This window comes from Antarctobacter heliothermus (assembly GCF_900188425.1).
Classification (GTDB): Bacteria; Pseudomonadota; Alphaproteobacteria; order Rhodobacterales; family Rhodobacteraceae; genus Antarctobacter; species Antarctobacter heliothermus.
Map to the genome: position 1 here is coordinate 80,254 of NZ_FZON01000010.1, position 23,073 is coordinate 103,326.

At 63.4% G+C, this 23,073-nt stretch carries 24 protein-coding genes; 11 read left to right on the top strand and 13 right to left on the bottom strand.

Features of this window, described 5'->3' with window-relative positions; translation table 11 throughout:
* Positions 1 to 4: 4 nt before the first annotated feature.
* The 3 genes from CHB90_RS07530 to CHB90_RS07540 form a co-directional block, all read right to left on the bottom strand.
* Positions 5 to 3,385 (bottom strand): caspase family protein, encoded by a 3,381-nt coding sequence (locus tag CHB90_RS07530; RefSeq protein WP_089277248.1) that lies wholly within the window; start codon positions 3,383 to 3,385, stop codon positions 5 to 7.
* A gap of 12 nt (positions 3,386 to 3,397) precedes the next feature.
* Positions 3,398 to 4,057 (bottom strand): OmpA family protein, encoded by a 660-nt coding sequence (locus tag CHB90_RS07535; RefSeq protein WP_212591578.1) that lies wholly within the window; start codon positions 4,055 to 4,057, stop codon positions 3,398 to 3,400.
* 95 nt (positions 4,058 to 4,152) lie between these two features.
* Positions 4,153 to 4,962, bottom strand: a complete 810-nt coding sequence (locus tag CHB90_RS07540) for an ABC transporter permease (protein WP_089277250.1) — start codon at positions 4,960 to 4,962, stop codon at positions 4,153 to 4,155.
* Between the two features lie 116 nt (positions 4,963 to 5,078).
* Here CHB90_RS07540 and CHB90_RS07545 point away from each other — a divergent pair, with 116 nt between their 5' ends.
* The gene (locus tag CHB90_RS07545; protein ID WP_089277251.1) at positions 5,079 to 5,672 is read left to right on the top strand and encodes a GcrA family cell cycle regulator; all 594 of its coding nucleotides are present in this window, start codon (positions 5,079 to 5,081) and stop codon (positions 5,670 to 5,672) included.
* A gap of 75 nt (positions 5,673 to 5,747) precedes the next feature.
* Here CHB90_RS07545 and CHB90_RS07550 read toward each other — a convergent pair whose 3' ends face one another.
* A complete protein-coding gene (locus CHB90_RS07550; RefSeq protein ID WP_089277252.1) occupies positions 5,748 to 6,002 on the bottom strand; it encodes a hypothetical protein in 255 nt (84 codons plus the stop codon).
* 45 nt (positions 6,003 to 6,047) lie between these two features.
* Between CHB90_RS07550 and rimO the strand changes: the two genes are divergently transcribed.
* Positions 6,048 to 7,409: a 30S ribosomal protein S12 methylthiotransferase RimO gene (gene rimO, locus CHB90_RS07555; protein WP_089277253.1), complete on the top strand. Its 1,362-nt coding sequence runs from the start codon at positions 6,048 to 6,050 to the stop codon at positions 7,407 to 7,409.
* A 380-nt stretch (positions 7,410 to 7,789) separates the two neighbouring features.
* On the opposite strand, the gene CHB90_RS07560 is transcribed toward rimO, so the two are convergent.
* Positions 7,790 to 8,857 (bottom strand): hypothetical protein, encoded by a 1,068-nt coding sequence (locus CHB90_RS07560; protein ID WP_089277254.1) that lies wholly within the window; start codon positions 8,855 to 8,857, stop codon positions 7,790 to 7,792.
* A 25-nt stretch (positions 8,858 to 8,882) separates the two neighbouring features.
* Positions 8,883 to 9,344, bottom strand: coding sequence for a hypothetical protein (locus tag CHB90_RS07565; protein WP_089277255.1), 462 nt, complete (start codon positions 9,342 to 9,344; stop codon positions 8,883 to 8,885).
* A 207-nt stretch (positions 9,345 to 9,551) separates the two neighbouring features.
* On the opposite strand from CHB90_RS07565, the gene CHB90_RS07570 reads away from it, so the two are divergent.
* A complete protein-coding gene (locus CHB90_RS07570) occupies positions 9,552 to 10,139 on the top strand; it encodes a thymidine kinase (protein WP_089277288.1) in 588 nt (195 codons plus the stop codon).
* 1 nt (position 10,140) lies between these two features.
* Here CHB90_RS07570 and CHB90_RS07575 read toward each other — a convergent pair whose 3' ends face one another.
* Entirely contained in the window at positions 10,141 to 11,049 is a 909-nt protein-coding gene (locus CHB90_RS07575) for an MBL fold metallo-hydrolase (protein ID WP_170941003.1), read from the bottom strand.
* Between the two features lie 146 nt (positions 11,050 to 11,195).
* On the opposite strand from CHB90_RS07575, the gene CHB90_RS07580 reads away from it, so the two are divergent.
* Both CHB90_RS07580 and CHB90_RS07585 read left to right on the top strand, forming a co-directional pair.
* Positions 11,196 to 11,825, top strand: a complete 630-nt coding sequence (locus CHB90_RS07580) for an MSMEG_1061 family FMN-dependent PPOX-type flavoprotein (protein WP_089277257.1) — start codon at positions 11,196 to 11,198, stop codon at positions 11,823 to 11,825.
* A 53-nt stretch (positions 11,826 to 11,878) separates the two neighbouring features.
* On the top strand, positions 11,879 to 13,204 hold the full coding sequence (locus tag CHB90_RS07585) for an MFS transporter (protein WP_089277289.1): 1,326 nt from the start codon (positions 11,879 to 11,881) through the stop codon (positions 13,202 to 13,204).
* Here CHB90_RS07585 and CHB90_RS07590 read toward each other — a convergent pair.
* Positions 13,168 to 14,286 carry a beta-ketoacyl-ACP synthase III gene (locus tag CHB90_RS07590; protein WP_089277258.1) on the bottom strand — a complete coding sequence of 373 codons (1,119 nt, stop codon included), beginning with the start codon at positions 14,284 to 14,286 and terminating at the stop codon, positions 13,168 to 13,170. The two genes, CHB90_RS07585 and CHB90_RS07590, sit on opposite strands and share 37 nt — an antisense overlap.
* A 99-nt stretch (positions 14,287 to 14,385) precedes the next feature.
* Here CHB90_RS07590 and CHB90_RS07595 point away from each other — a divergent pair, with 99 nt between their 5' ends.
* Entirely contained in the window at positions 14,386 to 14,634 is a 249-nt protein-coding gene (locus CHB90_RS07595) for a hypothetical protein (protein WP_089277259.1), read from the top strand.
* 57 nt (positions 14,635 to 14,691) lie between these two features.
* Here the strand turns inward: CHB90_RS07595 and CHB90_RS07600 are convergent, their stop codons facing one another.
* From CHB90_RS07600 to pcaQ, 5 genes are all read right to left on the bottom strand, one after another.
* Positions 14,692 to 15,030, bottom strand: coding sequence for a tRNA-binding protein (locus CHB90_RS07600; RefSeq protein WP_089277260.1), 339 nt, complete (start codon positions 15,028 to 15,030; stop codon positions 14,692 to 14,694).
* A complete protein-coding gene (gene proC / locus CHB90_RS07605; protein WP_089277261.1) occupies positions 15,023 to 15,835 on the bottom strand; it encodes a pyrroline-5-carboxylate reductase in 813 nt (270 codons plus the stop codon). The genes CHB90_RS07600 and proC overlap by 8 nt, the downstream gene beginning before the upstream one ends.
* Positions 15,836 to 15,893: 58 nt before the next feature.
* Positions 15,894 to 17,291, bottom strand: coding sequence for a tannase/feruloyl esterase family alpha/beta hydrolase (locus CHB90_RS07610; RefSeq protein ID WP_089277262.1), 1,398 nt, complete (start codon positions 17,289 to 17,291; stop codon positions 15,894 to 15,896).
* Between the two features lie 145 nt (positions 17,292 to 17,436).
* Positions 17,437 to 17,937, bottom strand: a complete 501-nt coding sequence (locus tag CHB90_RS07615; protein WP_089277263.1) for a type III secretion system chaperone family protein — start codon at positions 17,935 to 17,937, stop codon at positions 17,437 to 17,439.
* A gap of 181 nt (positions 17,938 to 18,118) precedes the next feature.
* Entirely contained in the window at positions 18,119 to 19,042 is a 924-nt protein-coding gene (gene pcaQ, locus CHB90_RS07620; protein WP_089277264.1) for a pca operon transcription factor PcaQ, read from the bottom strand.
* Positions 19,043 to 19,135: 93 nt separating this feature from the next.
* On the opposite strand from pcaQ, the gene pobA reads away from it, so the two are divergent.
* The 5 genes from pobA to CHB90_RS07645 all read left to right on the top strand — a co-directional run bounded on the left by pobA (position 19,136) and on the right by CHB90_RS07645 (position 23,059).
* On the top strand, positions 19,136 to 20,305 hold the full coding sequence (gene pobA / locus CHB90_RS07625) for a 4-hydroxybenzoate 3-monooxygenase (protein ID WP_089277265.1): 1,170 nt from the start codon (positions 19,136 to 19,138) through the stop codon (positions 20,303 to 20,305).
* 44 nt (positions 20,306 to 20,349) lie between these two features.
* On the top strand, positions 20,350 to 20,751 hold the full coding sequence (gene pcaC / locus CHB90_RS07630) for a 4-carboxymuconolactone decarboxylase (protein WP_089277266.1): 402 nt from the start codon (positions 20,350 to 20,352) through the stop codon (positions 20,749 to 20,751).
* A gap of 12 nt (positions 20,752 to 20,763) precedes the next feature.
* The gene (gene pcaH, locus CHB90_RS07635) at positions 20,764 to 21,492 is read left to right on the top strand and encodes a protocatechuate 3,4-dioxygenase subunit beta (RefSeq protein ID WP_089277267.1); all 729 of its coding nucleotides are present in this window, start codon (positions 20,764 to 20,766) and stop codon (positions 21,490 to 21,492) included.
* A gap of 3 nt (positions 21,493 to 21,495) precedes the next feature.
* Positions 21,496 to 22,116, top strand: coding sequence for a protocatechuate 3,4-dioxygenase subunit alpha (gene pcaG / locus CHB90_RS07640; protein ID WP_089277268.1), 621 nt, complete (start codon positions 21,496 to 21,498; stop codon positions 22,114 to 22,116).
* A gap of 112 nt (positions 22,117 to 22,228) precedes the next feature.
* The gene (locus tag CHB90_RS07645) at positions 22,229 to 23,059 is read left to right on the top strand and encodes a 3-oxoadipate:acetyl-CoA acetyltransferase (RefSeq protein ID WP_089277269.1); all 831 of its coding nucleotides are present in this window, start codon (positions 22,229 to 22,231) and stop codon (positions 23,057 to 23,059) included.
* Positions 23,060 to 23,073: the final 14 nt, after the last annotated feature.

The window sequence follows — 23,073 nt, forward strand, 5'->3', positions numbered from 1 at the left end:
GGCCTCAGAACAGGGCGAAATCCCCGACCATCAGGTTGCGCGCCATCCACGGCGTCTGGGTCAGCAGATCGGCCGGGGCCGCGCCCTGTTGCGCCTGTTGCACGCGGTCGGACACCAACTGTTTGGTGCCCCGGAACAGCTCGCTCAACTCGACCGCGCCGTTGCCGTTCAGATCGCGCGCCGGGTCGTGCAGCACCTCTGCCAAGGCCTGCGCGAAAAAGCCCTGCGCGGTTTCCGGGTCTTCGAGTGAAAATTCGCGCCCCTTGGCGGCGGCAAAGACCACCAGCCCCGAGGGGATCTGGTCCAGCGCGCCGCCAACCACCTGATCGTTGGTCGAAAACAGCCCGTCGCCCGCCAGCCCGCTGTGACAGGCGTCGATGAACAGGGCAATGCGCAGGTTGGCATCGCGCAATCGGGCAGAAAGCGCGTCAAAGGGCAGGGCTGTACCGCCTATGTCGTCCACATCGACACCTGAGGCGGCAAGGTAGTACCGCCCGTCGTGGGACAACCCGTGACCGGCAAAATACAGCGCCACGGTGTCGCCGGGACGGGCGGTTTGCACCAGCGTCTCCAGTTCTGAAAGGATGCGGTCCGGGGTGGCCTCTGCGTCCAGAAGCACGGTCTGAGAGGCGATCTGCACGCCGTCGTCAGCGCGGTCCGCCAGCGCCGATGCAAACAGGCGCGCATCGCCCACCGCCGCCGTCAGGTTCAGTGACGCATCGCCGTAGTCATCCACACCGATCGCAAAGACATGCAGCCGGCGCGCGGCGGCGGGCTGCGGGATCTCGACGCTGTAGGGCGCACTAGCCACACCGTTCACATCCGTCGCCACAAGGCTGAGCCAGCGCGTCCCCGGCAACAGGTCAACGGTTTCGCGCCAGTCGGCAGTCAGCCCGTCAGCCGCGAAATCCTGTGTCCGCAACCCATCCTGAAACACCGTCAACGCCCGGAGCGCCACAGGCGCCTGTGCCGTGACGTCCAGCGCGGCCTGACCGTCTGTCACCGCGACGGAGGCGCGCAGGACTGGCGGCGGCGTGATCTCGATGGGGGCTGGCTGATAGATGTCCAACAGCACCTGTTGCGCCAGCCCCGGCACCTTCAGATAGCCCTCGAACTGTTGCGCGGTGTATTCGCCGAAATGGCCCGGAAAGGTGTAGGACACAAAATACGCGCCCTCGGATGTGGCGTCATAGCGGCCATCTGCGGTCCAGACGATGACCTCATCATCCGCATACAGCCCCGAAAGCACGGTCTGCGCATCCGACAAACGGTTGACGAAGAAGCTGCCGTCCTCCTGAAGGGTGACAAGGTGGCGTCCATCCTGGGTCAGCAGAACATTGTCGAACAGATCGCCACGCGGCAGGTTGAACTGTTTGCCCACCAACTGCCCGGTGGTCAGGTCTACAATGGCGTAGGCGCTGGCCAGGCGGGACAGCAGGATCAGCGTGTCACCAAAGACCTGAACGTCGAACCCGCAGGCGTCAATTGAACTGGTGCATAGATTGGCGATGTTCGATCCCGGGTTGTCCAGATCCAGGTCGTAGACCGTCCCCCAATTGGTTTCGCGGCTGGACACGCCGCCTTTCAGCGCGCTGGAAAACAGGTAGGTCGTGGGATAGTTGAACGCGGCGGAGCCCTCGGCGCACTGGAGGGTTGTCAGCCGATGGGTTTCACCGCCAGAGGTCCAACGCCAGAGGACGTCAAACTCGCCCAGCAATTTGCCTTCACCCTGAACGCTACAGGAACTGGCGTATTGGCGTCGTTCAAAGCGTTGGACATCAACCCCGGTTGCCGCGCTGATCCCCTGCCACTGGGCGGCAAAGACCGCAGTGATCTGGGTGTCATGCGCATCATAGGCCTGCTTGCGGGCCTCATTGGTCGAAAACTGTTGGCTGCTGTCGAACTGCGGAAGCATGGCCTCGATGTCCGTACGGTCGACTACGGCGCCAGCAACAACAGGCAGGCCAAATTCCTGCAGGCGTTTGGCGATACGCGTGGATGTCGGGCCTGAGATGTCTGCCGTGATGGACCGCCAGGCAATTGCGCCGCTGACGTTTGAGTTCATCGCGCCGCCGTCGCCTTGGGCGACCTGCGTCAATTGCCGGTTCGGACGGAGAAAGGGGTCTAGGCTATCAGCGACCGTGTCGTTGTTCTTGAGGTTGTCGGACCGCGAAAAGCCAGTGGGAAACGGCACAGACACGGCGATCTGATCCGAAAAGACCAGCCCGTTGCCCAGCGCCACGCCGGCCACGGCCTGTTGCCGGTCGATGTCGCGCAGCGCATTGCGGCGGTTTGCATCCCCGACCCGGGTGCCGCTGGTGATCTCTGGCCGAAACAGCGAAACCAGTTCGCCGTCGCTCAGCCGGTGGGCGTTCAGTTCGTTGTAGGCTTCGCTGATGAAAACGTTGTTTTCAAGGTCCAGATTGTAGGTGTTCTGGTTTGCCCCGCAGATCCGGCAGCCATTGTCTGTCACCCGGACGGTTCGGCCTGCGGCAAAGTTGTGGAGCTGCGACAAGCCGTTGCCCGACAGCAACTGCAAGACAAAGCTGTCGTCATGTGACCAGATCAGCGCGCCCCATTGGGCGTTCCAGACATAGCCATCGTTTGCGGGCACAACGCGGGTGCCATCCACCGCGTCAAATATTCCGGCCTCATCGGCGCCGGGCAGGACAACGTAGCGCCCGGCGGGCGAGAAATGCGGTTTTCCGACGTTTTCCAGAATTTCCGCGCCGGTTGCCGCGTCGCTGAGGCGAAAGCGCCCGTCGAACAGGTGCAGGTGGCGCGATCCATCGCGGTTGACCAGCACTTGTTCCGGCAAGTCCTCAGTCACGGGATCCTTGACCACGATTTCTGGCCGGGCCGCCGTCGTCACGTTGACCACATGTGCGCCTTGGCCGTCCGGGCCGATCCGCTCGGCGCAACCGCTGTGGCCGACCACGGACCAGCGCAGGGTCAACGGGCCGGACAACAGCGGTTCCACCTCGATCTGCCCATTCTTGGGCATGCCGCGTCCAAAGTACGGGATCACGGCGCGGGTGTGTGTCTGATCCCATGAAATGCCGTAAGGCGCGCGGGCGTCCGGCAGCAACGCGTACATGCCGTCCCCGGACAGCCGCACCGGCCGGTCAAAGGACACCATCAGAAAGATGGGTTCACGTTCCGGAAAGCCGGGTCTGCCCCAGTCGAGCGTGAACTGCCCGCCGACGTTTACGGCATCCACGCCAACCGTGACGCGCGTATCCGCCGCCAGCCGGTCGGTGACCGCATCGCGGGCCTCACAGCTGAGGTCGGACCGCAGGTCATAGTTGTCGGCGAACACCGCAGTAGGGGCGAGGGTCAGCGCGGCAAGGCCCAGCGCCAGCCGGGTAAACAGGGGGCGGGTCATGGCATGGCCTTTTCAGCTGTCCAGAAGAATGATCTGAACCCGGCGGTTCACGTCGCTGTCCGGGTTTGTCGGGTCTTTGAGTTCCTGCTCTCCCCGTCCGGCAGAGATGAACCTGTCGGCGGCAAGGCCCGACAGGCTTTGCAACCGCGCCCGCACGCTGTTGGCGCGGCGCTCTGACAGGTCAAGGTTATAGGCGTCCGACCCGCGCCCGTCGGTGTGGCCCAGAATGACAAACCGTTTGGTGGAAAAACGCGGGTCGGTGATCGCCGTGGCCAGCGCCTGCATGTCCGGCACCGAGGTGGCGCTGGGCGTGGCGCTGTTGGAATCGAAAAAGATCTCGATGTCGATACTGACAAGGGGCGTGGCTTTTCCCACGGGCGTGTCCTCTGTCCGGTCCTTGACCAGCAGTCGGGGCTTTAGCCCATTGACCTGTGCCGGTGGCGCGCCATCAACCAGACCCTGCACGGACCTGCGATCAATGCTGCGCGCCGTCAGTTGGACCCGCGGGCCGCAGCGGTCGGCCACCCCGGCCAGACAATCTCCCAGCGCCTTGGCGCGTTCATCCGGGTCTGGCTCCAGATGGAACCCCTTGAGTTCGACGGATTGCGCCGCCAGTGGGCCGGACAGACAGATCAGAACACCCAGAATTTGGGACAGGAATTTTGGCTGCAAAATAGATACCTCCGGGTCGCGATTCTTGCCAATGCGTGCACAAAGGAGTCCAGAGTGGCCACGCAGGAGCGATTCTTGCAAGTCCGGTATACCCGTCAGGATTTGAGCCGCGTTCCCCGGCGGAACAGCCACCATGCGGCAAGGATCGCAGCCGAGGTCGCCGCCAAGGCGACAGCAAATCCCACGCCCGGGGCCGTGTCCGACACACCGATCACGCCCCACCGCGCCCCGTCGATCAGGTAAAAGACCGGGTTCAGGTGCGTGACTTGGTACAGCCCGCTGGGCAAAGCCTCGACCGAATAAAAGGTGCCAGACAGGAACGCGAGCGGAGTGATGATGAAATTGGTGATCGCCGCCATCTGGTCGAATTTCTGCGAATAGATCGCTGCGATCAGACCCAGCGCCGACATGAAGGCAGAGCCAAGAACCACAAAGACCAACGTCACCAGTGGGGCCGCCGGAACAATGCCCAGCACCAGCCAGAACATGGCCAGCAAGGCAACCGCAACGATCACGCCGCGCGCCGTGCCCCCCACGACAAAGCCCAGCACCACCTCCGCCGCTGACAGCGGCGGCATCAGCGTGTCGACGATATTGCCCTGCACCTTTGAGATCATCAATGAACTGGAGGTGTTGGCAAAGGCGTTCTGGATCACCGTCATCATCAGGATGCCCGGCGCAATGAATGTGGTAAAGGCAACGCCCATCACATCTCCGCGCTGTGGTCCGATGGCGATGGTAAAGATCATCAAGAACAGCCCGGCCGTGACCAGCGGCGCCAAAAGGGTCTGGGTCCAGACATTGGTGAACCGCAGGATCTCACGCTTGCACAGGGTTGCGAAACCCAGCCAGTTGACGCGGCCGAAACGCCGGGTGCCGGGTTCATAGCTCAATGTCTCGGGCATGGTCTCTCCAATTCTGTTCGCCGTCTTGTAACTCGTGCATCGATGATTAGAATAGGGCCAACCAAGAAAACATCAGGCGGCCCCTTCGTGGCCGCTTTTTTCGCTGAGGTAACCTGATGTCGTGGACCGATGAACGCGTAGAACTGCTCAAGAAGATGTGGTCCGAGGGCCAGTCGGCCAGCCAGATCGCCAAGGAACTGGGTGGGGTGACGCGCAACGCGGTGATCGGCAAGGTGCACCGTCTGGGCCTGTCGAACCGCGCAGGGGCCGCGCCCGCCGCGCAGGCCGAGGCCAAGCCGGCAGAGCCAAAGCCGCAGCCCAAGGCCAAGGCCCCGTCCAAACCGGCCCCGGCGAACAAGCCCGATCCGGCCCCCGAGGCCAAGCCGCAGCCTGCCGCCGTGGCCACCACGCCAGCAATCAGCCCGGCCCGCAAGGCGATCATCCCGGCCGGCCAGCCGTTGCCGCCGCAGCCGTCGACCAACGAGATCAGCCCAGAGGCGCTGGCCAAGGTCAGCGAGATCGAGAAAAAGGCCAAGAGGCTGACCCTGATGGAGCTGACCGAGCGGACCTGCAAATGGCCCGTCGGCGATCCGGCCACGGATGATTTCTGGTTCTGTGGTCTGCCTGTTCAGCAGGGCAAACCCTATTGCGAGGCCCATGTGGGCGTCGCGTTCCAGCCGATGAGCGCGCGGCGCGATCGTCGCCGGTGAAATTGGGTTGTCCACGCGTGGACAGCCGCACGCCTGTATAAAATCAATGGGTTACAGAGGCGGTTTTACCTGCCGTTAAGATTCGACCCCCGGCGCGTCCTGCAATCGTAGGGCGCGTTTTGCGTCATTCAGGCAGGGGCCGCGCCAGCCGTAAAGCCCGGACACCTCCTCGATCATCCAGACGCCATCACCCAGCGCGCCTTCGTCTTCGGGGGCGGCTGCGATCCAGACCGGCAGCACATAGCGATAGTGTCCGCTGCCATCGGCCTGCATCTCGACCCGCGCGGTGCCTGCCGCGCTCTCAATCCGTTCGATCATTCGCCAGTCCATCACCTGCTATCTTCCCCAGACGCCGCTGCCGCGCTATGAGGCGCCATGTCACAGAATCCCCCAGATCTTCGCCCCGACCTTGCCCGCGCCCGCGTGACAGAGTCCGCCCGTCCCGGTCAGCCGACCATCGGCATGGTCAGCCTAGGCTGCCCCAAGGCCCTGGTCGACAGCGAACGCATCCTGACCCGGCTGCGCGCCGAGGGCTATGGCATCTCGTCCGATTATGCTGGTGCCGATGCGGTGATCGTCAACACCTGCGGATTTCTCGACAGCGCCAAGGCCGAAAGCCTTGACGCGATTGGCGAGGCGCTGACCGAAAACGGCCGCGTGATCGTGACTGGCTGTCTGGGGGCAGAGCCTGACTACATCACCGGCGCACATCCCAAGGTGCTGGCCGTCACGGGCCCGCACCAATACGAACAGGTGCTGGACGCGGTCCATGCCGCCGTGCCGCCGGACCCTGACCCGTTTATCGACCTTCTGCCTGCCAGCGGTGTCAGCCTGACGCCGCGCCATTACAGTTACCTCAAGATTTCCGAGGGCTGCAATCACGCCTGCAAATTCTGCGTGATCCCCGACATGCGCGGCAAGCTGGCCAGCCGCCCGCACCGGGCCGTGCTGCGCGAGGCGGAAAAGCTGGTCGAGGCGGGGGTGCAGGAACTGCTGGTCATCAGCCAGGACACCTCGGCCTATGGCACCGACTGGAAAGACCGCGCGACCAAGTTCCCACTGCTGGATCTGGCGCGCGATCTGGGGGAGTTGGGCGCATGGGTGCGGATGCATTATGTCTATCCGTATCCCTATGTGCGTGAGCTGATCCCGCTGATGGCGGATGGCAAGGTGCTGCCCTATCTGGACATTCCGTTCCAGCACGCCCACCCGGACACGCTGCGCCGCATGGCGCGGCCTGCGGCGGCCTCGCGGACATTGGATGAGATCGCCGCGTGGCGCGCGATTTGTCCCGACATCACGCTGCGGTCGACATTCATCGTTGGCTATCCCGGCGAGACCGAGGCGGAATTCCAGACCCTGCTGGACTGGATGGACGAGGCGCAACTGGACCGGGTGGGCTGTTTTCAATACGAAAACGTCGCCGGGGCGCGGGCCAATGTCCTGCCGGATCATGTGCCGGAAGAGGTCAAGGCAGAGCGCTGGGCGCGGTTCATGGAAAAGGCGCAAGCGATTTCCGAGGCCAAGCTGGCGGCAAAACTGGGCCAGGTCATGGATGTGATAGTCGATGACGTGGACGAGGATGGCGTGGCCACCTGCCGCACCAAGGCGGATGCACCCGAGATCGACGGCAACCTTTTCATCGACGAGGGCGCGGCGGATCTGAAGCCCGGCCAGATTGTCACCGTCGAGGTGGATGAAAGCGGCGAATACGACCTGTGGGGGCGGCTGGTCTGACCCCGAGAGGGGGCGTGAGGGGGCGTCATGCCAAAGGCATGCTTTCAGCTTGGCCCCCAGTGGGGCCGTGGGTGGGGGCGCTGCCCCCGTCTCCCTTCGGTCGACTCCCCCGGGATATTTTTGGCCAGAAGAAGCCGGGGTGTCGGTCTGCCTCTAGCCGGGTGGCATCGCCTCTTCGGCCATGTCGACAAGGGTCTGCATGAGCGGAGCGGGCAATTGGGTCGGCAGGCTGAGTTTCTGCATCACCTTGCCCGAAGCCATTTGGCGGATGTCGAGCGGTGTCAGTTCATTGTAGCGCTTTTTCCAATGGCGCAGCAGCAGCGTGTCGTAAGACGTGATCTTGGGGTATTGGCGCCAAGCGTCGAACAGGTCTGGACGACTTAGTTCAGGCCGATACGCCGCAGAAGCCGCGACATCCTGCCATCCGTCGCCTCGGCCACTGACGCCTGCCAGAGCGACTCCTGTCTCGCGGCATCGACAGCGCAGATGTCGCCCACGTCCCGCAGCCTTTGAAAAGCGGCTTCGGCGTCTTCCTGCGGCATCGACGCCGGGCCGAGATCGGGAAACGCAACGCCCAAAATGTCCCTGGTCCAGTCCAGATCCGTAACGCGCGCCTCTGTCACGGCGCGCACTTGGTCGAACAGTCTGGGCCGCGCGGCACCGGGAACCTTGGCATCGGTGGCAACGACAATCTTACGGAACGCTTTGAGGTTGTCACGGAAGCGGGCCGGCACGGGGCGGGTGCCGCGAAAGATCTGCTGCAGGAGCGCCATCGCTTCGGCGGAGACGGAGGAGTTCTCTTCCGCCGGACCACGGGTCAAGGCACCGGCATCGATCTCTGGCAAGGCCTGCGCCATGAAGTCCGTGACCACGTCGCCGTTCAAAAGCGCCTCGCGGGAAAACAATCGTGCGGTGATCGGGCCGGGCCCGTCCGAGACGAATGGGCCCAGCGCGTCGCGAATCCGCGACGCCGAGATTCTGCGAAATTCCGGTCGCTTTTTCACGTCCTGCTGGACGTTCGACAGAAAGAACGGCGATGGACTGCGCAGATATGCGATGACCTGGGTCTCGTCGGCGATCTGCGCGCAGGTTTCGCGCAGTCGGGCCATCGCTTCGGGCGGAAAGGGGCGGAACTGATTTTCACAACTCAGCACGACCGTCTGAGGGCGCTCATTCGCGATCCGGCTGCGTAGATCATTCCAGAGCTGTGCCGCTTGGGCGTGAGCCGCTTCGGGGGTTGGGGCAAGGCTGGACATTTGCACCGGGTCATCGGGCAGGCTGCCGGTCAGGAAAGGAAACAGAAGCTGGTGATTGTCGTGCCGGCCGGGATCGGGAAACAAAACCTGGCGATCTGCCAGAAGCGGCCCAGAGGCGCGCAAGGCGCGCTGGATAGAGGTCGATCCGGTTTTCCCGTGTCCGATATGAAGAACCAGCCGGACGGCTTTCATTGGTCTGCCCTCTTGGTGGCCGTGATCAATGCGCGGTTTCGTCCTCTAGGTTCAGCTTCATGTCGATCAGGACCTTCTGGATGGCCACGGTTTCCTTGAGCAGGCGCTTGGCCTCATTGGCGGAAATCACGCCGTCTTCGATCGACTGGTTGTATTCGCCCATCAGGATGGCGAAGCGCTGGGCCAGCACGATGACATCCGAATTGACGTTGCCGGACGGTTTGGAATTGCGGCGGCTGTCGTCGAATTGCAGCTGAATGCCCTTCAGCTCTGCCAGCGCGGCCGTGACATGCGGGTAGGAGGCGGCCTCTTCGAGGGCGGCGACCGCGTCGACGGGCATGAACCGGTCGGCGTGTTCGGGATAGTCGGAGTAATAGCGGCCAAGCGTCGCCTTGGACTTGCCGGTGAGTTCGCACGCGGCCTCGATGCCCACGTCCTTGACGAGCGCCTCGATGTGTTTCTTCAGATACCGTCCAACAACAGACATATGACGACCCCCTTTCCCCGGAGACCCGTTCCGGGGATCACCCAAAGGCTATTCCCACTATTTTCCCGCTTCTGCAATGTCATGCGCAAATCTGGCAAGGGTCAAGGCACCTCAGGCGGCAATCAAACGGAAATGTTCCGCTGTGCCTGCGAAGACGCGTCTTTTGCGTATCTTGCCAAATTTCGGTCCCTCGGGCATCACCGGGCCATGGCCAAGCTGCACTTTCAATACTCGACCATGAACGCGGGCAAATCGACGCTGCTGTTGCAGGCGGCGCACAATTACAACGAACGCGGCATGGACACCTACCTGTTGACGGCAGCGATCGACAGCCGCGCGGGTGATGGTGTGATCGGGTCACGCATCGGGTTGTCGCGCCCGGCAGAGACGTTTGGCCCGCAGATGGATCTGTTTTCGCGCATTTCGGCGCGGCTGGATGCCGGTCCGGTGGCCTGCATCTTTATCGACGAGGCACAGTTTCTGACGCGTGAACAGGTCTGGCAACTGGCGCGGGTGGTCGATGATCTCGGGGTGCCGGTCATGGCCTACGGCCTACGGGTCGATTTCCGCGGAGAGCTGTTCCCCGGCTCAGCCGCGCTGTTGGCGCTGGCGGATGAAATGCGTGAGGTGCGCACGATCTGCCATTGCGGGCGCAAGGCGACGATGGTGATCCGGCAGGGCGCGGACGGCGCGGTGCTGACTGATGGGGAACAGGTCCAGATCGGCGGCAATGAGACCTATGTGAGCCTGTGCCGCAGGCATTGGCGTGAGGTCACGGGCGACCGGAACGGCTAGCCTACTCCCATTCCATCTGCTCATAGACGGTTTGCGCATTGCGCCGGGCGAGCGCGTCGAACTGGTCCAGATAGGCAAAACCGGACTGGTCCACTTCGACCGCGTCAATGATATCGCCGCCATCGTCAATGTGGCTGCGCATCTTGTCCCGCAGGTTCGTCAGGTAGTCACGGGTGTCCTTTTGCGCGGTTGCCAGATCGGTGGCGGGGCCGTGGCCGGGGATCAGGTGCGTGGGGGCCAGCGCCTCTATCCGGGCGAAGGCATCCAGCCAATGGGCGCTGTCGGAGAACGCCATCACGCCCAGCACGCGGCCCACATAGACCACGTCGCCGGTAAAGACCGTGCCGCTGTCCGGCAGCCAGACAAGGCTGTCGCCGGGGGTATGGGCGGGGCCGACGTGCATGATCTCTATCCGGGTGCCGCCAAGGGTCAGCTCATGCCTGTCGGCAAAAATGATATCTGGGGTGGTGGGCTTTGTCCCGGCCAGCCCTTCGGGGCCGATCAACGCGTTCAGAGCGGTCATTTGCAGCGACGCCCGGTTCAGGTGATCCGCATGGGCGGCGGCAGAGGTCATGACGCTTGCGCCCTGCGTCTGCCAATAGCCGTTGCCCAGCCAGCGGTGATCCTGCCCGCCGGTGTTGATCACATAGGCAACCGGGCTGTCGGTCAGGGTTTGCACCACGGCATGCAGCGCCTTGGCTCCGTTCCAGCTGCCGCCGGGATCGACCAGCACGGCGCCCTCAGCCGTGTCGATCAGGCCAAAGGTGGCGTTGTTGCCAAGGTTGTCCGGGTCGCGCTGCGTTGCGGGGCCTTCGATGGCCCAGATGCCGGGGGCGACCTGTTGGGGTGTCAGTGTCTCGGCGGCCAGCGTCAGCGGCCAGAGCAAGAGCAGGGCGGTCAGTCTGATCATCGGTCTTCTCCGGCATTGGGGTCGCGGCAGCCTAAGGCGCGGGCTGTGTTGTTGTGAAGGCAGACGGATGCGGCGCATCGTCCGGGTCGAATTTTGCGATCCGGCAAGACTGCGGTAGCCTGCCAGCGCGCAACGGGAGATCCGCGATGGCACTGGAGCTGAAGGACGAAGCCACCACCCACACGCGGCTGCGCGAGATCCTGCCGCACTGGACAGGCAATGCCAGCCGCAAGGATCTGGATCATATCAACGCGGTGGGGCGTGCCTATATCGCGCGCTGCCCCTATGTGCTGGTTTCGACCGTGGGGGCGGACGGGCGGCATGACATTTCGCCCAAGGGCGATGCGCCGGGCTTTGTCGAGGTCGTGGGCGACCATACGTTGATCATCCCGGACCGGCTGGGCAATCACCGGCTGGACAGCTTTGAAAACCTTCTGACCAACCCCGGTGTGGGGCTGATCTTTCTGATCCCCGGCAACAAGGAGACGCTGCGCGTGTCTGGCACCGGGCGCATCGCGGCGGACGCGGATCTGCGCGCGCGCCATGCGATTAACGGCAGGTCGCCGGATCTGGTTTTGGTGGTCACGGTCGAGCAGGCCTTTATGCATTGTTCGAAATCCTCGGTGCGGTCGCGCCTTTGGGTGCCGGATCTTTGGCCGGATACAGATGATGTGCCGCTAATGTCGGAATGGGTAAAAGCGGCTGTGGACACCGAACAGACGCTGGACGAGGTGCAGGCGATCCACGACAAGGACGCGGCGACCCGGCTGTATTGAACGCAGGCCATCCTGGTGCTTGCAGCCTGCCCACGATCCACTACGGTGCCCTCATGATCCGCCAGCTTTTGCCCGTCAGCGCCCTATTGTTCGGTTCCGCCCTGTTGCTGTTTGCGGGCGGTATTCACGGGCTGATCCTGCCCCTGCGCGGCGCGCAAGAGGGGTTTGGTGCCACGTCTCTGGGTCTGTTGGGCACCGGCTGGGCGGTGGGCTATGTGGCGGGCTGTTACTTTGTGCCGCGCATCGTGGGGTCGGTCGGCCACATCCGCGCGTTTGGCGTGATGTGCGCCTTTGCCGCCGTGTCGATCCTGTTGCAGGCGTTGTTGGTGTCGGCAGAGTTCTGGATTCCGGTGCGCGCGGTGTCGGGGTTCTGCTTTGCCGGGGCTGCTATGATTGTCGAAAGCTGGCTGTCGGACCGGGCCAGTCCGCAGACGCGCGGCACGATCTTTGGCATCTACACCATGGTGAACCTTGCGGCGATGACCGCCGGTCAGATGGTGATTGCGTTGGGCAGCGTGGCCGGGTTCATGTTCTTTGCGGTCGGAGCGATTGTCTACATTCTGGCGCTGGTGCCGACGGCGCTGTCGACAACCCACACGCCCGCGCCGCTGACCTCGGTGAACCTGAACCTGTCGCTGCTCTGGCGCAACTCTCCGGTGGCGGTGGTGGCGGTCTTTCTGGTCGGGATTTCCAACGCGTCGTTTGGCACGCTGGCGGCGGTCTACGCGGGCGGCGTCGGGCTGCCGTTGACGACCATCGCGCTGTTCGCCTCTATCCCGATCCTGGCCGGGGCGGCGTCACAGGTGCCGATCGGCTATCTCAGCGACCGGATGGACCGGCGCAAGGTGCTGGTGGGGGCGTCGGCGCTGGCCTTGGTGGCGGATCTGGGGTTCATCATTCTGGCACCCCAAGACCGGATGACAAACCTGATCCTTGTCGCCGCCTTTGGCGCGGCGATCTTTGCGATGTATCCGATCATTGTGGCCCATGCGAATGACCACGCGCCCGAAGGCACCTCTATTCAGGTGTCAGGTGGGTTGCTGATGGTTTTTGGCCTTGGGTCTATCGCGGGACCGCTTGCGGCGGGTCTGATGATGTCCGTGGCAGGGTCGCAGGGGTTGTTCATGACCACCATCACGGCGCATGTGGTGGTGATCCTTTACACGCTGTGGCGGATCTTGCAGCGCGCAGCCGTGCCCGAGAACGAAAAGGGCGCGTTCCAGATGTCGGCCCCCGCCCGTGGCATCACGCCCGAAACAGCGGCCCTCGCCGGAGGCGAGGAGGAGGCTGAAGAGTTGGAAGAGGCGATGGATGCCGAAGACGCCGCAGAAAAAGCGGAGGTTCAGGCCCGTTCGAGCAGCACCGACCCCACCGAATAACCCGCGCCAAAAGAACAGATCACGCCTCTAGCGCCCTTGGGCATGTCGTCCGAGTGTTTTGAAAAGGCGATGATCGACCCGGCAGAGGACGTATTGGCATAGTCCTGCAGGATGTTGGGCTGTTCGCCGTCTTCTGGCACGCGGCCCAGCACCTTTTTGCCAATAAAATCGTTCATCGTCTTGTTGGCCTGATGCAGCCAGAGGCGTTTCAGATCATCCGCCTGCCACCCCTCTTCGTCGAGGTGGCCAAGGATGTGGGCCGACACCATGGGCAGCACCTCTTTGAACACCTTGCGCCCGTTCTGCATGAACTGCATGTCGCGGCGATCTTCCATCTGGTCGTGGGTGCGGCGCAGAAAGCCGTTGTTGTTGCGGATGTTGTTGGAAAACTGCGTGGCGCAGCGGGTGGAGTGGATTTTCCAGTGGTCGCCTTGCGCCTCTTCGGCGGCCTCTACCAGCACGGCGGTGCAGACATCGCCAAAGATGAAGTGACAGTCACGGTCGCGCCATTCCAGGTGGGCGGAGCAAATCTCGGGGCAGACGACCAGCGCGCGTTTCACGCTGCCTGCGCGGATCATGTCGGCGGCGGCCTGAATGCCGAAAGTGGCCGACGAACACGCGACGTTCATGTCAAAGGCAAAGCCGCCAGCGCCCAACAGTTGCTGGATCTCGATGGCGACAGCGGGGTAGGCGCGTTCGTGGTTCGAGGCGGCGCAGATCACCAGATCGACCTCGGCGCCCGCGCGCCCGGCCATATCCAGCGCCTTGGTGCAGGCGTCGACCGCCATTTCGGCCATGTGACCGGGGGCGTCATCGGGACGGGCCGCCAGATGGGGAAACATGCGCGCCGGGTCCAGAACGCCGTCCTTGTCCAGCACATAGCGGCTTTCGATGCCGGAGGCGGAAAAGATGAAATCGGCGCTGGAGTGGGTCATGGTCTCTGCCTCACCGGCGGCAATCGCCCCGGCGTTTTCGGCATTCCAGCGATCGGCGTAGGCATTGAACGCCTCGACCAGTTCGTCGTTCGAGATGCTCAAGGAAGGGGTAAAGACCCCGTGTCCTGTGATCGCTGGCATGGTCATGGCGCGTCCTCCTGCAAGGGACGGAACCCCAAGCGCGGCCCAAGGTCAAGGGAACCTGTTCCCGTGTTCTGCGTTCCCTAACGAAAGGAGGTACACAAAATGGACCGTCTATCCTGGTACATCAGTATGCTTGTCTTCACCGTGTTTTCAGGCGTGCTACTGGTCACTTTCCTTGCGCTGGATTGGTATAGCTGGAAGGCAATCGCCCTGGCTGTCGGCGTTGGCTTGATCGCGGCGCGGCCCATTGGCCGTCTGATCTCTCGCAAGATCAAACGTGAGGACAAGCTGTTCAACCCGCCGCGCGTTCACCCGCCGCTGGTGCCGGACCCCAGCGCGCCAGAGGTTTGAGTGACATCTGCGCCTTCGGCCGCGCCAAGTGATGGCGCGGCCGAAGCGTGGGGGCCGTCAGTGCATCCGCGTGCCGTTGGGCGCGGCCTGATCCGGGCCAATCAACACGATAGCGTCATTGTCGTCCGACACGCCCAGCACCAGCACCTCGGACCGCATTGGGCCGATCTGGCGGGGGGGAAAGTTCACCACCGCCATGACCTGTTTGCCGACCAGCGTTTCGGGGTCGTAATGCACGGTGATCTGGGCCGAGCTTTTCTTTTCGCCAATCTCGGGCCCGAAATCGATCCACAGCTTGATCGCCGGTTTGCGCGCCTCGGGAAAGGGTTCGGCGCGCAGGACCGTGCCAAGGCGAATGTCGACCTTGAGAAAATCGTCAAAACTGATCTCAGCCATTGGCCAGTTCCCGCGATCTGTTGGCGGCGGCGGCCACGGTGGCGCGGATCAGCGGCGGCAGGCCATTGTCCTCATTCATCAGCACCTCTAGCCCCGCCTGCGTGGTGCCATTGGGAGAGGTCACGTTGCGGCGCAGTTGCGCGGGATCTTCGCCCGACTCCTGTGCCAATGCGCCCGCACCGGCCACGGTGGCGCGGGCCAGCGCCATGGCAAGATCGGGGGCCAGCCCCTCTGCCTCACCCGCCGCCGCAAGGCATTCGATCATGTGAAAGACATAGGCCGGGCCAGAGCCGCTGACGCCGGTCACGGCATCCATCTGGCCCTCACTGTCAAGTTTGACGACCTCTCCGACGGCGGACAGCAGCTCTTCGGCCTGTGCCAGATGGGCCTGGGTCGCCTTTGCGTTGCCGACAATGGCGGTGATCCCCTTGCCGACGGCGGCGGGGGTGTTGGGCATGGCGCGGACGATGGGGACAGTGCCCAGATGTGCCTCATAGGTGGCCATCGGGATGCCCGCCGCGACCGAGATGAACAGCGTGTCACCCGTGGGAAGCGCCTTGAGCGCGGGCAGGGCGTCGCCCATGACCTGCGGTTTGACGGCAATCAGGACGACGGCGGGGCTGTCGCCGAAACCCTCATTGATATGAACGCCTTGCGCCTTGAGCCAGTCAGAGGGGTGGGGGTCCTGCACCCGGACGGATGTCGGGGGCAGCCCGCGTGCCAGCCATCCAGCCAGCATGGCCGATCCCATCTTGCCGCAGCCCAGCAGTGCCAATCCGCGTTGCGCCAAATCCGTGTCGTGCATCGTGATCCCCTTTGTTTTCCCCGGCGGACACTAGGCGCGCCGGGGAAAGGGGACAAGATCAGTCGGTCATGATCGAAACCGGCGCCGTCCCCTCATTCAACCAAGCCTCCAACGGGGTCATCGGGTCAAGGCTGGCGGCGTTGATGCCGTCCGGGCCGGGGAGAATGCCGCAATGGTCGACACCCGGAACCATGAACAGCGCGACGTTCTCTTTCAGCACGTCCTCACCGCCTGCCTCTGCGGATGCCTTTTCGTACCAGTCGACGGTTTTGTAGGGCGTCACGATGGCGTCGGCCCAGCCGTGCCAGACAATCATCTTGCCCCCCGCCGCGCGGAACGCGCTCAGGTCCGGGCTATCGCCGTTGTAAACCTCGGACATCGTAGCCAGCCGCGCCGGATCAGCCTCAAAGTCGAAATCCAGCGGCGTCCATTCCGGACCGGGGTCCACCGGGAAGGCCATGTAGCGGCCAAAGTTGACCGCAAAGGCCGGGACGAGGTTGCCGCCGCCCTTGCCGTTTCCGGTCAGCCAGAGCCACCAGAACGGTTCGGACCCTTCGGGAATGCCACCGGGGTACAGCTGCTCTCCGGCGGCATTGCGCGGGCCTTCGCGCCATTTCATCAGCGTGTCCATCTGTTGATTGGTCAGGCCCAACGCGCTGTAATCCACGTCGCAGGCGCGCGGGTCGGCAATCGCGCCATCCTCAACCCCGTCCACGGCATCGCACTGTTCATAGACCGCATCGCCGATCAGCTGGGCCTCTTCAGAGCCAAGGATCTGGCTGCCGTCGTCGGCGGTGTTGGCCTGCACGACCCACGCCATCTTGGTGGCCACAAGTCCGGGATAGTCCATCGCGGGCGCGCCGGAGATGATGCCGTCGAACATCTCGGGGTAGCGCTGGGCGGCGACATGGGCCATGCGCCCGCCGGTCGAACAGCCCTGAAAGACTGCCTGATCGGAGGCGTTACCGTAAAACGCCTCGATCATGATCTGCGCCACGCGGTTGGTCTCGCCAATCGAGCGCCAGCCCCAGTCGCGTTCCGCGTGCGGGTTGTTGTGCGCCCACCCGGCATCCACGACGCTGAGCGCGTGATGCCCACTGTCAGAGGTGGCGGTGGCGTACCCGCGTTCCAGACCGGGGCGCATGGCGTTGACCCAGCCGCCACTGGCATCGGCGCGGCCAAGGATACCGCAGAACCCGCCGCAGCCCGCCTGATAGAATTTGCCGTTCCAGCCGTCCAAGGGCAGGCGCACCTCGATCGAGATCGCCGGCAGGGCGGTGGCGCGCACCTCGCAATAGGCGGGCAGGCCCTCGGCCTCGACCACGCGGGCGGTGGTGACATGTCCGGCGGCAAAGACCGTGTCGCGCAGCGCGGTGCAGGCGGCGGCGTCCTGCTGGGCCAAGAGCGGGCTGGCCCCGGCCAATAGAAAGGCCAGCGCCGAAAGGCGGGTTCTCATGTGTCTACTCCCTTGGGTTTCTCCTGTTGAGAGAATTGCCGGGGTCAGAACACAACTCAAGGAAAATACCGTAAAAAGAAAAAGGGCGCCGCCGTCGCGCCGCCCTTTGGTCGTTCCTGGGGGAAGTGGTGAAGATAATATGCGTTCAGGCGCGACCGTAGGCCTCTGCGATGGCGATTTGCAGCGACTCCTTGGGGGTCTTGTCGGTCCAGACCATCAGCTGAAAAGCCGGGTAATAGCGTTCCGAGCTCATTACAGCCGCCGTGATCAGCGTGTCGATCTGTTCTGCGCTGGCGATGTTGCCGCCGGTCAAAACCAGACCGTATTTGTAGACCATCAGCTTTTGCTCGGCCCAATAGCTGAATGCTCCGGCCCAGCACTGGTCGTTGACCCGGTTCAGCCCTTCGTACAGCGCCGGAAGCCGCGCCTCTGGCGGCTCCATTTCAAAGGTGCAGATCATGCGCAGCGTTTCGTCGTAGGCCGACCATGCCAGGGTGATCGAGTAGGTGCGCCACTGACCTTCGACCGCCATGGCGATCTGATCCTCGGCGATACGGTCAAAGTCCCAATCGTTGAACTCGGCGATATGCTCGACAAGGTCGATCGGATGGATGTCTTCGGTGATGTACTGCTCGGACAGGGCCATGTGGACACCTCTCTGGTTGTCGCGTCTGGGCGGCGGGTTCGCCTCTAACGCTTGCTGCCTGCTCTAGGGTCTGCGGGCTTTCCCCGAGCCCTTACCAGATATGGTGCCTGTGTAGGCGGGGGTGTGTAAAGCGATAAATTGGTGACAGACGCATTAAGTTGTGGATGACTCCGATTCGGCATCACGATCTGGGTAAAGACTGTGCTTCGTGTCTAAGGGCGCGTTCAAACAGTTGCCTGCTGCGCGAGGCGGCGGTTTCGGGGCGCGTCATCAGCCCGACCGGACCGGCGGTCAGGGTCAGGTCCAGTGGCAGCGCCATCAGGGCGCCGTCCTCGACCTCGGGGGCAACAACCCCTTCGGAAATGAACCACAGCGCATCCGAAACCCGCAGAAAGCGCCGCCCGAACGCCCCGGACACACAGTCGATCCGGTCGGAAAACGGGCCAAGCCCCTGTGCAACACACCAGCGATCCACCAAGGGGCGGATGGCCGCGCCCTCGGGCGGGTAAAGGACGGGCCAGTCGAGCAAATCCTGCGGCGCAAGACCGGCGCGGCCCGCCAGCGGATGACCGGCGCGGGCGACGCAAACCACGCGCTCTTGATAGAGTTGCGTAAACGAGACGCCCGCCATGGTTTCCGGCGCGCCCATCCGCCCCAGCACCAGATCCAGCGCGCCGGTCAGCAACTCGCGGGTGAGTGCCCCATGGGTGCCGTCGCGCAAAACCAGCCGCGTGGTGGGAGACAGGGCTCGGAACCGGGACACAACGCGGGGCATCAGCCGTACCGCCACGCTGGGCAGCGCGCCGACGCGTAGCACCTCGGCCCCGCCCTCGCGCAGTTCCGACACGCCAGAGACCCCGCGTTGCAGCGCGGCAAGGCTTTGTCCCGCGAATTCCAGAAATACCTCACCCTCTGGCGTCAGGCGCACGCCGCCGCGATCCCGCGTCATCAGCGCCGCGCCAAGCGTCTCTTCCAATTCTTTGAGAGTCTTGGACAAGGCGGGCTGCGTCAGGTGCAGTTCGGCGCAGGCGGCCTTGAGACTGCCTTGGCGCGCGATGGCGGTGACGACCTCCAGATGGCGCAGTTTTATCCGGCGATTGAGCATGACAGTTTCCGTTTTCGATAAGTATCTATCGTAACATGTCATTTTACATGTCTGTCAGGTTCATTCTAGTCTTGCTTCAAAGGGGAGGACATCATGCGAACCCAAGTCTGCATCATCGGCGGCGGCCCGTCGGGCCTGTTGCTCAGCCAGTTGCTGCACAAGAACGGCATCGACAGCGTCGTGCTGGAGCGCAAGACCAAGGACTATGTCCTTGGCCGCATCCGCGCGGGCATCCTGGAAACCGGGATGGTCGACCTGATGCGCGAGGCCGGTGCGGGTGAGCGGATGGACCGCGAGTGTTTTGTGCATGACGGCACCATCATCTCTTACGGCGACGAACAGTTTGGCATCAACTTCAAGGAGCTGACCGGCAGCCATGTGGTTGTCTACGGCCAGACAGAGGTGACGCGCGACCTGTACGAGGCGCGCGAAAAGGCGGACGGAAAGATCGTCTTCAATGTCGAGAACGTCCAGATCAGGGATGCCGACAGCGATGCCCCCTATGTGACCTACGAGGTGAATGGCGCAGAGGCGCGGATCGATTGCGATTTCGTCGCCGGGTGCGACGGGTTCCACGGGGTCAGCCGCCAGACCATCCCGCTGACGGTCCGCAAGGAATACGAAAAGCTGTATCCCTTTGGCTGGCTGGGCGTCCTGTCGGAAACGCCCCCGGTCCACGAGGAACTGATCTATGCCAGCTCTGAACGCGGCTTTGCGCTATGCTCGATGCGCAATGAGAAACTCAGCCGCTATTACATCCAGTGTTCGCTGTCCGACAGTCCCGAGGACTGGACCGACGATGCGTTCTGGGAAGAGCTGAAACGCCGGATACCGACTGAGGCGGCAGAGACCCTTGTCACCGGCCCGACCATCGAGAAAAGCATCGCGCCGCTCCGGTCGTTTGTGACAGAGCCGATGCGCTGGGGGCGGTTGTTCCTGTGCGGGGATGCGGCGCATATCGTGCCGCCGACAGGGGCCAAGGGCCTGAACACGGCCGCCAGCGACATTCACTATCTCTATAACGGGCTGGTGCAGTTCTATCGGTCCGGCGACAGCGTGGGCATCGACAGCTATTCCGAAAAGGCATTGGCGCGGATCTGGAAGGCCGAGCGGTTCAGCTGGTGGATGACCACGCTGCTGCACAGGTTCCCCGACCAGAACGCATTTGACCTCAAGATCCAGCTTGCCGACATCGAATTCCTGCGCTCCAATCGGGACGCGCAATCGGTGATGGCACAGAATTATATCGGGCTGCCCTACTGACAGAGGGGGGTTGCACAACGTCGCAGGCCCGACCGGAGGATACCATGACCAACCGATACGACACCGGAATGCAGGTGCGCCGCCGCATTCTTGGGGATGCCCATGTGGACCGCGCCGAGGCGGCGAAGACGCCGTTTGATCTGCCGTTTCAGACCATGATCACCGAAAGCGCCTGGGGCACTGTCTGGGCGTCAGAGGGGATCAGCGACCGGGAGCGGTCCATGCTGACGCTGGCGCTGCTGGCGGCCTTGGGCAATTTCGAAGAGATCCCGATGCACATCCGCGCCACCGCCCGCACCGGGGCCAGCAAGCAGGATGTGCTGGAGGCGTTCCAACACGTTGCGATCTATGCCGGTGTGCCGCGCGCGAATCACGCGCTGAAGCTGGCCAAGCAGACCTATGCCGAGATGGACGCCGAAACCGGCACGCCGTCCGGGACCACCTGAGGAGAGAGTGATATGCCCAGCCAAGGGGAATTCTATCAGCGGGACCGAGAGCGGCACCCGCCCGCCTATACCCGGGACTACAAGACGAGCGTTGCCCGCTCGCCGCAGTATTCGGCGATCAGCCTGCAAAACTCGGTCTCCGAGATCACCGGGCCGGTGTTTGGTCACAACGACATCGACCCGATGGACCGCGACCTGCTGCACAACTACGCCCAGCCGGGCGAAAGCGCGATTGGCGAGCGGATCATCCTGCATGGGCGGGTTCTGGATGAGAACGCGCGCCCGGTGCCGAATACGCTGGTCGAGATCTGGCAGGCCAACGCGGGCGGGCGCTATCGGCACAAGAAGGACACCTATCTGGCCCCCATCGACCCCAACTTTGGCGGTTGCGGGCGGACGATCACGGATGCGGACGGCTATTACTATTTCCGCACGGTCAAACCCGGTGCCTATCCTTGGCGCAACTGGGTGAACAGCTGGCGTCCGGCGCATATCCACGTTTCTGTCTTTGGCACCGGCTTTGCCCAGCGGCTGATCAGTCAGGTCTATTTCGAAGGGGATCCGCTGATTGCGAAATGCCCGATCGTCAAGACAATCCCCAATCAGGACGCGATCGACAGCCTTGTCGCGTTGCTGGACATGAACGCGACGATCCCGCTGGATTCCATCGCCTACAAATTCGATATCGTGCTGCGCGGTCGCCGCTCGACCCTGTTCGAAAACCGTCTGGAGGGGAATTGAGCCATGGCGCAATCGCTGAACTATCTCAAGGAAACGCCGTCACAGACTGCGGGCCCCTATGTCCACATCGGGCTTGCGCCGGGCGCGGCAGGTTTTGACATCTACACGCAGGAGCTTGGCTGGGACATCGCCGGACCAAACGCAAAAGGCGAACGGATCCGGGTTGAGGGGCTGGTGATCGACGGCACCGGGTCGCCGATCAAGGACGTGATGCTGGAGGCCTGGCAGGCCAATGCCGCAGGCGTCTATGCCCATCCCGAGGGCGGTGGCGACGTCGAAGAGGGCTTTCGCGGCTGGGGCCGGGTGATCACCGATTTCGCCACCGGCGAATGGGGATTTGACACGGTCAAACCGGGCCGCACACCGGGCCGCAACGTCGGGACCCAAGCGCCGCACATCAACCTGTGGATCGTGGCACGTGGCATCAACCTTGGCCTGAACACGCGGGTCTATTTCGAGGATGAGGCAGAGGCCAACGCCGCCGACCCGGTGCTGAACCTGATCGAATGGGAACGCCGCCGCGCCACCCTGATCGCCAAGCGGACCGAGCGGGACGGCACACCCGTCTACCGCTTTGAGATCCGCATTCAGGGTGAGGACGAAACCGTCTTCTTCGATATCTGACAGGTTGGAAATGCCGGGAGGGGTCTGCGTCTTCCCGGTTGTTTCTACCTGCCGTCAATCAGTAAACTGAGCGGCATCACGCCCACGCCGCCATCTAGGGAACACGCCCGTCATGACCAAACCCTGTATCATCTGTGTCGCCATAACCGGGTCAGTGCCTCGCAAGAAAGACAATCCCGCCGTGCCGGTGACCATCGAAGAGCAGGTCGAATCGACCCATGCGGCGTTTGAGGCCGGGGCCAGCATCTGCCACGCGCATGTCCGGATGGAGGATGAAACGCCGACATCCGACCCAGAGCGGTTTGCCCGTCTGGTCGAGGGGCTGAAGAAACACTGCCCCGGCATGATCATTCAGCTGTCGACCGGCGGTCGGTCAGGGGCGGGGCGCGACCGTGGCGGGATGCTGCCGCTGCGGCCTGACATGGCGTCGCTGTCGGTCGGATCGAACAACTTTCCAACCCGGGTCTATGAGAACGCGCCGGATCTGGTGGATTGGCTGGCGTCCGAGATGCGCACCTATGAGGTCAAGCCCGAGATCGAGGCCTTTGACCTCAGCCATATCTTCAAGGCGGCAGAGATGAACCGCGACGGGCGCATTCCGGGCAAGCTGTATGTGCAGTTTGTCATGGGCGTGAAAAACGCGATGCCCTGCGACCGCGAAGTGTTTGACTACTACATCAAGACGGTCAAACGCCTGACGCCTGAGGCCGAGTGGTGTGCCGCCGGGATCGGGCGGCATCAGGTCGAGGTGAACGAATGGGCCATCGCGGCGGGTGGTCACACGCGGACCGGGCTGGAGGACAACGTGCGCTGGGACAAGGACAGCCTTGCGCCGTCGAACGCGGCGCTGGTCGAGCGTGCGGTGGGTCTATGTGAGAAATATGAGCGCCCCGTCGCCACATGGCAGCAGGCGCGCGAGATCTTGGGGCTGCGCGCGGCCTGATGCGCCGCGCGCCC

Bases quoted from the DNA above. Each gene is read 5' to 3' on its own strand.
- CHB90_RS07530 (WP_089277248.1), bottom strand. From the start codon at position 3,385: ATGACCCGCCCCCTGTTTACCCGGCTGGCGCTGGGCCTTGCCGCGCTG.
- CHB90_RS07540 (WP_089277250.1), bottom strand. From the start codon at position 4,962: ATGCCCGAGACATTGAGCTATGAACCCGGCACCCGGCGTTTCGGCCGC.
- CHB90_RS07545 (WP_089277251.1), top strand. From the start codon at position 5,079: ATGTCGTGGACCGATGAACGCGTAGAACTGCTCAAGAAGATGTGGTCC.
- CHB90_RS07550 (WP_089277252.1), bottom strand. From the start codon at position 6,002: ATGGACTGGCGAATGATCGAACGGATTGAGAGCGCGGCAGGCACCGCG.
- rimO (WP_089277253.1), top strand. From the start codon at position 6,048: ATGTCACAGAATCCCCCAGATCTTCGCCCCGACCTTGCCCGCGCCCGC.
- CHB90_RS07560 (WP_089277254.1), bottom strand. From the start codon at position 8,857: ATGAAAGCCGTCCGGCTGGTTCTTCATATCGGACACGGGAAAACCGGA.
- CHB90_RS07565 (WP_089277255.1), bottom strand. From the start codon at position 9,344: ATGTCTGTTGTTGGACGGTATCTGAAGAAACACATCGAGGCGCTCGTC.
- CHB90_RS07570 (WP_089277288.1), top strand. From the start codon at position 9,552: ATGGCCAAGCTGCACTTTCAATACTCGACCATGAACGCGGGCAAATCG.
- CHB90_RS07575 (WP_170941003.1), bottom strand. From the start codon at position 11,049: ATGATCAGACTGACCGCCCTGCTCTTGCTCTGGCCGCTGACGCTGGCC.
- CHB90_RS07580 (WP_089277257.1), top strand. From the start codon at position 11,196: ATGGCACTGGAGCTGAAGGACGAAGCCACCACCCACACGCGGCTGCGC.
- CHB90_RS07585 (WP_089277289.1), top strand. From the start codon at position 11,879: ATGATCCGCCAGCTTTTGCCCGTCAGCGCCCTATTGTTCGGTTCCGCC.
- CHB90_RS07590 (WP_089277258.1), bottom strand. From the start codon at position 14,286: ATGACCATGCCAGCGATCACAGGACACGGGGTCTTTACCCCTTCCTTG.
- CHB90_RS07595 (WP_089277259.1), top strand. From the start codon at position 14,386: ATGGACCGTCTATCCTGGTACATCAGTATGCTTGTCTTCACCGTGTTT.
- CHB90_RS07600 (WP_089277260.1), bottom strand. From the start codon at position 15,030: ATGGCTGAGATCAGTTTTGACGATTTTCTCAAGGTCGACATTCGCCTT.
- proC (WP_089277261.1), bottom strand. From the start codon at position 15,835: ATGCACGACACGGATTTGGCGCAACGCGGATTGGCACTGCTGGGCTGC.
- CHB90_RS07610 (WP_089277262.1), bottom strand. From the start codon at position 17,291: ATGAGAACCCGCCTTTCGGCGCTGGCCTTTCTATTGGCCGGGGCCAGC.
- CHB90_RS07615 (WP_089277263.1), bottom strand. From the start codon at position 17,937: ATGGCCCTGTCCGAGCAGTACATCACCGAAGACATCCATCCGATCGAC.
- pcaQ (WP_089277264.1), bottom strand. From the start codon at position 19,042: ATGCTCAATCGCCGGATAAAACTGCGCCATCTGGAGGTCGTCACCGCC.
- pobA (WP_089277265.1), top strand. From the start codon at position 19,136: ATGCGAACCCAAGTCTGCATCATCGGCGGCGGCCCGTCGGGCCTGTTG.
- pcaC (WP_089277266.1), top strand. From the start codon at position 20,350: ATGACCAACCGATACGACACCGGAATGCAGGTGCGCCGCCGCATTCTT.
- pcaH (WP_089277267.1), top strand. From the start codon at position 20,764: ATGCCCAGCCAAGGGGAATTCTATCAGCGGGACCGAGAGCGGCACCCG.
- pcaG (WP_089277268.1), top strand. From the start codon at position 21,496: ATGGCGCAATCGCTGAACTATCTCAAGGAAACGCCGTCACAGACTGCG.
- CHB90_RS07645 (WP_089277269.1), top strand. From the start codon at position 22,229: ATGACCAAACCCTGTATCATCTGTGTCGCCATAACCGGGTCAGTGCCT.